Below are 442 nucleotides of genomic sequence, written 5' to 3' on the forward strand. Positions count from 1 at the left end.
CCCCATGCTGCGGACGACGATTGCGCCGAAAACGGCAGCGCAAAGAGAACGGCTGCTGGACGCTCTTACGCAACTTGCGGATACTGACCCGCTTTTGCGCTGCGAAGTGGATTCCATCACCCATGAGATCATTCTTTCTTTTTTGGGCCGGGTGCAGTTGGAGGTCGTTTCCGCTTTGCTGTCGGAAAAATACAAGATTGAAACAGTGGTAAAGGAACCCACCGTCATTTATATGGAGCGGCCGCTCAAAGCAGCCAGCCACACCATCCATATCGAGGTGCCGCCCAACCCGTTTTGGGCATCTATCGGACTGTCTGTTACACCACTCCCGCTTGGCTCCGGCGTACAATACGAGAGCCGGGTTTCGCTGGGATACTTGAACCAGAGTTTTCAAAACGCTGTCAGGGATGGTATCCGTTACGGGCTGGAGCAGGGCTTGTTC

1 pseudogene is annotated in these 442 nt (G+C 54.5%); it reads left to right on the forward strand.

The window, feature by feature from the left end:
• A pseudogene (locus tag KTH89_RS24725) lies at positions 1 to 442 on the forward strand (tetracycline resistance ribosomal protection protein Tet(W)); the annotation flags it as partial.

Origin of the sequence: Diplocloster agilis (assembly GCF_019042275.1) — a bacterium.
In the GTDB taxonomy this organism is placed as follows: domain Bacteria; phylum Bacillota; class Clostridia; order Lachnospirales; family Lachnospiraceae; genus Diplocloster; species Diplocloster agilis.